This is a genomic window from Rhodococcoides trifolii, assembly GCF_014635345.1.
In the GTDB taxonomy this organism is placed as follows: Bacteria; Actinomycetota; Actinomycetes; order Mycobacteriales; family Mycobacteriaceae; genus Rhodococcoides; species Rhodococcoides trifolii.
The window spans coordinates 1,217,950-1,226,153 of sequence record NZ_BMCU01000001.1; the positions used below are offsets into that span (position 1 = coordinate 1,217,950).

The 8,204-nt window shown below is 59.1% G+C and carries 4 protein-coding genes; all 4 read left to right on the forward strand.

Features of this window, described 5'->3' with window-relative positions:
* Positions 1-586 precede the first annotated feature (586 nt).
* The 4 genes from IEW02_RS05740 to IEW02_RS05755 all read left to right on the forward strand — a co-directional run bounded on the left by IEW02_RS05740 (position 587) and on the right by IEW02_RS05755 (position 8,201).
* Entirely contained in the window at positions 587-1,783 is a 1,197-nt protein-coding gene (locus IEW02_RS05740) for a DUF6361 family protein (RefSeq protein ID WP_268236701.1), read from the forward strand.
* Positions 1,770-3,548 carry a phospholipase D family protein gene (locus tag IEW02_RS05745; protein WP_188543676.1) on the forward strand — a complete coding sequence of 593 codons (1,779 nt, stop codon included), beginning with the start codon at positions 1,770-1,772 and terminating at the stop codon, positions 3,546-3,548. The genes IEW02_RS05740 and IEW02_RS05745 overlap by 14 nt, the downstream gene beginning before the upstream one ends.
* Complete coding sequence (locus tag IEW02_RS05750) at positions 3,502-6,741, forward strand: DEAD/DEAH box-containing ATP-dependent helicase (RefSeq protein ID WP_229745791.1); 3,240 nt, start codon at positions 3,502-3,504, stop codon at positions 6,739-6,741. The genes IEW02_RS05745 and IEW02_RS05750 overlap by 47 nt, the downstream gene beginning before the upstream one ends.
* Before the next feature lie 659 nt (positions 6,742-7,400).
* Positions 7,401-8,201, forward strand: coding sequence for a hypothetical protein (locus IEW02_RS05755; protein WP_188543677.1), 801 nt, complete (start codon positions 7,401-7,403; stop codon positions 8,199-8,201).
* Positions 8,202-8,204: the final 3 nt, after the last annotated feature.

Consider the following 8,204-nt stretch of genomic DNA (forward strand, 5'->3'; position numbering starts at 1 on the left):
TGCGTTCTATGCGCACCCTGACGAAGAAACGAGGGCGAAGCGCCGCTTTGGAACTGCCGTCGGGCTTATCGCCTTCGGGCTAATCGGGGGAATAGGTAACCTCGGTGACGGCCAACTTGGCGGGGGCATTACAGGACTAATTGTGGCAGTGATCGGAGCGGTCTGGGCCATTCGTGAGCGAGTCGCCGTCAAGCGCCGCCGTGATGGGGAGGTCATTAGACGAGCCCAGGCTCAACATTTTTCCGCGGACCCTGACCGCCAGATCTACGGCGACTACCCGCCGCCACGGCTTGGCCCGGACGAAGCCGGTTGAGCGGTACGAAGCAAGGTCCGCCAGCATGCCGCCGGCCTACCTCACCTAGTGTTTCGCTGAGACGGACGGTTTGTGACCTCGATAGGTAGTCCGCGCAGCGCCTGCTCTCCGCCAACCGCGCATCGGTGATCGCTGGAGCTTCCCCATGGTCCGGCTTGAACGCAGTAGGGGCGACTCCTCGCCCTACCGAGGCCAAAGCGAGCGCTATGCACGGTGATTCGAACCTTCCGCCCGTAGAGGGTTGATTAATGTAGGGGAGGACAGCATCGAAGGGTGAGGGCAGCAAGATGCTGTCGCCGTGCGAATTTACGTGAGGATTTTCACTTGTCAGACATAGCCTGGTTGGACACGTCACCTGACGAAGAAAGGCGAATGCGTGAGCTGGTGAAGATGTTCGCCGACACGGCGACGCTGGATGACATTGGTATCGGTGGGGTGCGTGACAGCCTTGCAGACCAGCTGTTTCCGGCAACCTCGACCGTGCATACCCGAGCTCGGTACTTCTTGTTCATTCCCTGGATCCACGCTGCGGCTGCGGCCAAGTTCACCGGCACCGCGGTTGTGTCGAAAGCCAACGATCGCGAACGTGTGTTCATCGAGACGATGAAGGCAGCGGGCCACACGCAGGGTCTGATAGGCAGAATCGCAGGAAAAGGCGTCACCATCCTGCCCTCCAGTATTTACTGGTCGGCACTTGGCAAACTCGGCATCCGAGAGGACAGTGGACCAAGATCCGCGTGGCAGGTAAGCGTCGAGGCGCCCGCCGGCTTCCCGAGCGACGTCGAGTCCGGTTTCACGATGACGCCTGCGGAAGCAGCCTGGCTCCAGGAGCGAATACTTGCGACGTCGCCGACGTCCTATCTGGCGCACCTGGTGACCAATGGTCTGAATGTTGACATTCGCGATTTCGAATCGCCCTGGGACCACCCAGCTCTCGAATCTGCGTCAGGCACCATTCGAGCCACGGTTAGACACGCCCGTCTTTTCTCGCTGGCAATCAACGGGGCTGCGCTGCTATACAACCTTCTAGTCGCCGAGAAGTACGACGGGGTGAAAGGGTCAGACCAGGCGGGATATGTCGAAGCATATCGCGATCTACTCGCCGAGTGGGCGGAGCGAACGGCGAACCATGCCACTGAGCTTCGGAGCTGGGACGTGGCCGACTTTTGGTTGTCGGTGGACCGCGGTCGCTCGACGCCTATACCACCGGGCACCAAGGTCTTTGTCGACGAATGGATTGCTGCTGTAACGGCAGATGAGGCAACGAAGGCAGCGTCGTCGTCGCACCTGCGCCGCCTTGTTGCAACCCGCGAGCGTGCTAACAAGGGCGAACAATCGAGGCTGAATAACGATCGCGCGCTGAAAAATTGGGCTGGTGCATCGGGGGCCGGCCAGCTCGTCTACCGCTGGCCGAACGTGCAGACACTAGTCGGCGACATTGCGGAAGGACTCGGGCATGCTGCCTCCTGATAGTCGAACAACGCTCCTGAAGCGCCTCCAGCCGCCGGCGGGATATTTCGTATCTCAGGTTGTGGGAACCACGTTTACCCTTGACCTCGACAGCGCGATGCTGCCGTCGCTCGCACTGTCACGAAGTGCTGCAGCTGACTCCGCAGATCGTCTAGAGACCATTGCGGCTGTACAAGCAAGCATCGGCGAGATCAACATCTTTCACCAGAGCGGTCTGATCAAAGTGCCACCGAATCGCTCTCGCTTGCACACGTTGATGGAGCCCGCCTTACATGCTGTGCGGCCGAGCGGGAGCTTCGTGTTCCACCCCAAGATCTGGCTGGCGCGGTACGAGAACTTCGACACGGCTGACGTGAAGCTGCGGCTGATTGTTCTCAGTCGCAACTTGACTCGTGATCGGTCGTGGGATGTTGCCCTGACCCTCGACGGGCAGATCGAGTCAACCCGACGGCCGCAGAACAAGCCACTCGTCGACTTTCTTCGCTACCTACCGACGACAGTCACGCCCACGCTGTCCGCCGACCGTGGGGCGAACATCGACGCGCTTGCGGAGGAGGTTCACCGCACACTATGGGAACCACCCCCTGGCTCAAAAGACTTGACGTTCCACATCTTCGGTGTTCCAAAAATACCCAGGCCAAAAATCGACTTCTCCGGGTATAAGCATCTATTGGTATCCCCCTTCCTCACCGACGACGGATTCGAGACAATCGCCGACGATGCGAAGGGTTCGCTGACAGTTGTGTCCCGTCAGGAGGCGCTCGACGGGTTGAGTAAAGAAAATGCCGACTGGATTGACGATGCGTATGTTCTCTCGCCCACAGCGGGAATCCCCGCAGACGAAGAGGAGTCAACCGGTGGACCGGTGCTCTCTGGTCTGCACGCCAAGCTGTACTGCGTGGAGCGGGCCAAGTTGGCGCACTTGTTCATTGGATCGGCGAATGCAACCCGAAATGGGCTCGGCGGCAACGTCGAAATCCTGGTCGAGCTCACCGGCAGTGTAAGCGCCTTCGGCGTCGACACCTTTCTCGGTAAGGACGGGTTCACATCCATCTTGCAGCCGACGACGATCGAGCAAGCGGGCGCGAAGGACGAGGACACTCAGGTTGCCCTCGACGGTTTCCTGCGGCGCATCGCCTCGCTGCCTATGCGATCCGAACTCAGCCAGTCCGACGAAACCTACCGGTTGCACCTCACGAGCGATGATTCAATTCCTGCCACTCCGGGAGTGAGCCTGACAGTATCGTTGCTGACCGACAAATCCACAACAACATCGGTTCCGAGTGGTGCATCGGTCGACGTGACATTCGGCGGCCTTGCTTTGTCCGACGTCACCGCCTTCGTCGTGTTGACAGCGTCGAACAATGACGGTCAGTCGAGTTCGGCCGTGTTCAAATGTGAATTGATCAATGACATCCCGGCCCGCATGCACTCGATCATCACCCGCGAGATCAACAGTCCAGATGCGTTCCGGCGTTTCTTGTCGCTTCTGCTGGCATTCGGCGCACCGGCAGAATCCGACGGCGACCCCGAGGACGGCGGTTCGGACGGTCACGCCGGTCGATGGGATGCGCTCGAGAGTGGTCTCTTCGAGCAATTGCTACGGGCCGCCAGCCACAGCCCAGAGACGCTGGACCAGTTATCCGGGGTTGTTACCAGCATCATCGAGAACGACGATCCGCACGGCGTGCTTCCGGAGGGATTCCGAGACCTCTGGATTGCCATCGCAACAGCAAGTATCATGGAGGCGAAAGCGAATGTCTGACAGGTCATTCCGTGCCGAGTCGCATCTCGAGCAACTCCGGCCGTTCCAGCGTGCAACCGTCGAGCATGTCACGGATTCGTTCTACCGCAACAAGACCGGAACACGCTTTCTGGTGGCAGATGAAACCGGCCTGGGAAAGACGATGGTCGCGCGCGGTGTGATCGCCCGGGCAATCGAGGCGCTGCAGGATGACCCAGAGGTCGACAGAATCGACGTCATCTACATCTGCTCCAACGCAGATGTGGCGCGTCAAAACATTCAGCGGCTCGACATCCTCGGCAACCAAATCCACATGTCGACAAGGCTCAGCCTGCTTGCCGCAAACAGCACAGCTTTGAAGAAGGGTGATCGCTCGGCGGGTAAACCAGTGAACCTCGTATCGCTCACGCCAAGAACTTCTTTCCCTGAGAAGGGGTGGAGGTCGGGTACGGCTGAAGAGCGTGCGTTGCTCATGGTCATCCTCACGCACCGCCTGCAGCTCACCGGCGCGGCGAAAACCGCTGCGTATCGAATTCTGCAGGGGACCGTGAAGTCGCTCGATGCCTTCAAGCAGCGTGTCTCCGACTTCGAATTCAGGCTCAATGCGAAGCCCGGCCACGGCGCAGCCCAACTGGATCAACAGATCGTCGACAAGTTTTGGGATCTCATCGGTAGTCAGGACGACGGACAGTCTGTGCTGCAGCTGTTCGAGGGTTTGCTCGCGCAGACCAAGGGCAAGTCCGAAGTCCCCGGAGGCTACAAAGCGTCGTCCGCCGTTGTCAGCAAGCTGCGGAAGCTGCTCGCCCGTGCCAGCGTCGACGCCCTGGAACCCGACCTGGTCATTCTCGACGAGTTCCAACGATTCACTGAGCTGCTCAAGGCCGACGATCCGGTCAGCGAGCTCGCACAAGATCTCTTCACCTACAAGCACGCAAAAGTCCTTCTGCTGTCAGCCACCCCGTACAAGCCGATCGACGACAAGACCGAGACCGGGGACTCGCATCAGGCGCAATTCCTCGGCGTTCTTAGCTTTCTAGCGCAAGGCTCGTCGGGAGAGGGCGCAGAGGGCATCGAAAAGCTGCTGGGTGAGTACCGAGACGCCGTGAAGAACCGGCGCGATCCGGGAGAGCTACGCGATCGACTTCGCAGCGAATTACTGGCCTTGATGTGCCGTACCGAGCGCCCACCGCGCGTGCGCGAGTCGATGGTGGAGGAGCGGCAAGTCCCGTCGCCGGCGATCTCCTCGGAGGCAATCGCGCAGTTCATCAAATTTGGCGAGCTGGCGAAACTGGTCGACAGCGTCTTACCGATGGACATATGGAAGTCGGTGCCGGAGCTGGTGCACTTCTTCGACGGGTACCAGCTCGGCCAGTACGTCGCTGACGACGTCGAAGACGGCGTCACAGAAGTGAAGGAGCTTGTGCGAAAGCTGGATCGGTTGGATCCGAAGGCGGTCGACTCCTTTGCAGAGTTGCCCGTGCGGAATCCCCGCCTCCAGGCACTGATCGATCAGACCACCGGTCAAGGGTGGGAGACGATGCTGTGGATGCCGCCGTCGCTGCCCTACCTGAAACCCGGCGGACCGTACGCCTCGAGCGATGCGGGTGGTATGACGAAGAAGCTCGTGTTCTCCCAGTGGACGGCAACGCCCACTGCGGTCGCTTCGCTGCTCAGCCACGATGCGAGTCGCCGCATCGCGCGATCGGGCGTTGAAACCGGCCGACCGGTCACGGCGTCCAGCGAGAACGTTTCGCAGCGGTTGCAGTTCCGCAAGAGCGGTGACCAGCTCACTGCGATGGCCGGGTTTCTACCTTTCTTTCCGATGCCGGGGCTAGCCGATATGGCTGATCCGCTACGTCGCGCAGGGGCTGCGGGTCGACCATTCGATCGCGAATATGCAGAGTCGAGAATTGCAGGCGAGTTAAGTTCTCAACTTCCGAAGGCCGCCACAGAATCGGGCGCGGGCGAGGTGGCGTCTCGAATCTGGCAGTGGCCATTGGCATTGAGCGACGACAAGCTGGATTCTGCGCTGAGTGGTTTCGTCGCCGGAATCACGGCCGCGGACGCCATTGCTGGGCGAGGCGCGAAAGCGGGCATCGAAAGTGCCGACGACCGAGACGATCAGAAGTCGGTGATCGACGAGTACGTCGCGGAGGCCGCGGATACTCATCGCACTCGTGCGTCACTCGATCTCACTCGGATTCCGCCGAAACTGGCCGAGCAGACCGCGCGACTCGCGATGCATTCGCCGGCCAACTGCGCATGGCGAGCGTTCGGTCGATTGTCTGTCGACTCGTCAGCGGTAAGCGATGCGGGCCGCTGGCGAGCGGCCGCCATCGTGGCATCAGGGTTGCGAGGTCTCTTCAACCGGTGGGAGTCGGCCCTGATTCTGGATAACCTGTACGGAGTCGATCTGCCGTACTGGCAGAAGGTGCTCAGCTATTGCGCCGACGGCAACCTGGAGGCCGTTCTCGACGAATACCTCTTCCACCTTGTACAGGTGGAAGGCAACAGTGAGTTCGACGACGAGGCACTGATCAAGTTCGCGTGGCACGCCGCAGGTGCGCTCAAGCTCAAGCCAGCCACGTATAAAGCGAAGGACCCACTCCAGGAAGGCGGCGACATCGATTTCACGAGTCGGTTCGCTCTCCGCTACGGAGTAGGGGCGCAGAGCGACGACTCAGCAAGGCCTGGCGAAATCCGCGAGGCCTTCAATTCTCCGTTCTGGCCGTTCGTTCTCGTCTCGACCAGCGTGGGCCAGGAAGGTATCGACTTCCATCCGTGGTGTCACAACCTCGTGCACTGGAACGTGCCGGGCAACCCTGTCGACTTCGAGCAACGAGACGGGCGCGTCAATCGATTTCGGGGGCATGCTGTTCGGCGCAACATCGCATCGAAGCACGGGTCGAAGATGTTGGCCGCCGCAAACCCGTGGGACGAGGCTTATCGACTTGCAGGGCAGGACGCCCCGTACACTGACATCCCAGGGCTTGCGCCTGAGTGGATCTACCCGGGGCCACACAAGGTGATTCGCGATGTGATGCCGTATCAGCTCAGCGTGGATACGGGGCGATTGAAACGTACGCATGAGCGGGTTGCGTTGTATCGCCTCGCCTTCGGTCAGCCGCGTCAGGAAGACTTACTGGAACTTCTTCGGTCGTCCGGTGTGACCGATGAGCAGGCGGACTCGTGGCGCCTAGGTCTGCGGCCGTGAGTCAAACTGAAGGATTGAGACCTTCCAGGCTTCCAGCAGGCCCGCCATTGCCACTGCAGAGACGGGCTTGATCTCGCTCGCAGAAGGCGACGTCGAAGTATGTGTGACGGCGGCGTTCTCGTCGGCGGCGTATTACCGGCGGGGGTAGCGGAAGGTGCCGCACGCGGCGAATAGTGGTACTCGGTTGCGGATCGGCGGAGGGTCGGTGGAGCAAATTAGTCGCGCAAAGAAGAATTACGAGCGGGATGAACTTGCGGTAACGGATGCAGCCTGGCGTGTGTGTATAGCTGCCGAACTGCATCGGCGGGTCGATGGTTGATTTCACAATTCTGCGTCGATGACACGCGAGTAACGGCGCCTGGCATGTCTCCGCGCGACACGGGCCCCGAGACCCCCGTACACTCGACCGACGGGTCGATGGGTTCATCTGAGCAGTTGCCCTAGTCTTTGGGTCGGGGTCAGTGAAAATTTGGGGCTCTCCGATGCTCAAGAAGTACATGTCGTATGATTGGACGCGGTTAGTCTTGCAATCTAAGCAACTATAGGAAATCGCGCAAAGTTTGACGCTACCAACCGACCATCACGACAAGCCGGCGCTTAGTTACCAAGATTGACGATTACCGAAACGAAATTGTTCAACAAAGGATCGGAATCAAATCGTGTCATCAAAAAGTCTACTTTCGACGGAGGTTGACTCACTGAATCTGGTTTCGCGCGGTTGGGTAGATGTTGCCTGCAGTGCGTTTATCGAGCAGACCTACTCGCCGGCAGGCCGATGGATTCAATGGCTACGAGTTGTCGTCGACGCTCGTCACGACGGAGTTCCGTCCTTTTCAAAAGATGGCCACCCTGCCTCTGTGCTCCCTCAATTGCTTATCGATTCAACCATCAATTTTGGCGTCGTTGGAAAATCGTCATTTGCTCTTCCTCGTGTGCCAAGTTCGCGGTCCGGTCGGCGTGTTCGGATCGTCGGTTCCGATTTTTTCGGTACTAGTGCCGAAATGCGGCCTCAGAATGAGCTGCAAGCAGAGGTCGCCCTAACTTGCTATGACGTTCTTTCCGAGAATTTCGATGATTCCATCTTGCTGTCAGATTCCGGTTTGGAGATGGTGGCTCGTGATGAAGTTAAGAAATCCGCGCTCACATTTTCATGTAGTTCGTTAAAACTTCTTGTAGACAGAGAGGATGATGACGAAAAGTTCCAGAATAGCTCTGATTCCGAATATTGCTTGCGTGCAGCAGGTGAATTCTCCTTGGAAGACATAACCAAAATCTCCGCACGTCCTCATCTGTCAATTTACAATGATCTAAACGATCTCGTCGCAGACCAAGAGCTTGGCGTGATCTGGTCTAGCCCGGATATTATCGGCACTAGGCCGCGCTGGCGAATTTCGGAGAAACTCACGTGTCTTGACTTTAATGCACCGCTTTCCAGAGCGGCATTTGCTTGGCGTGACTGATCA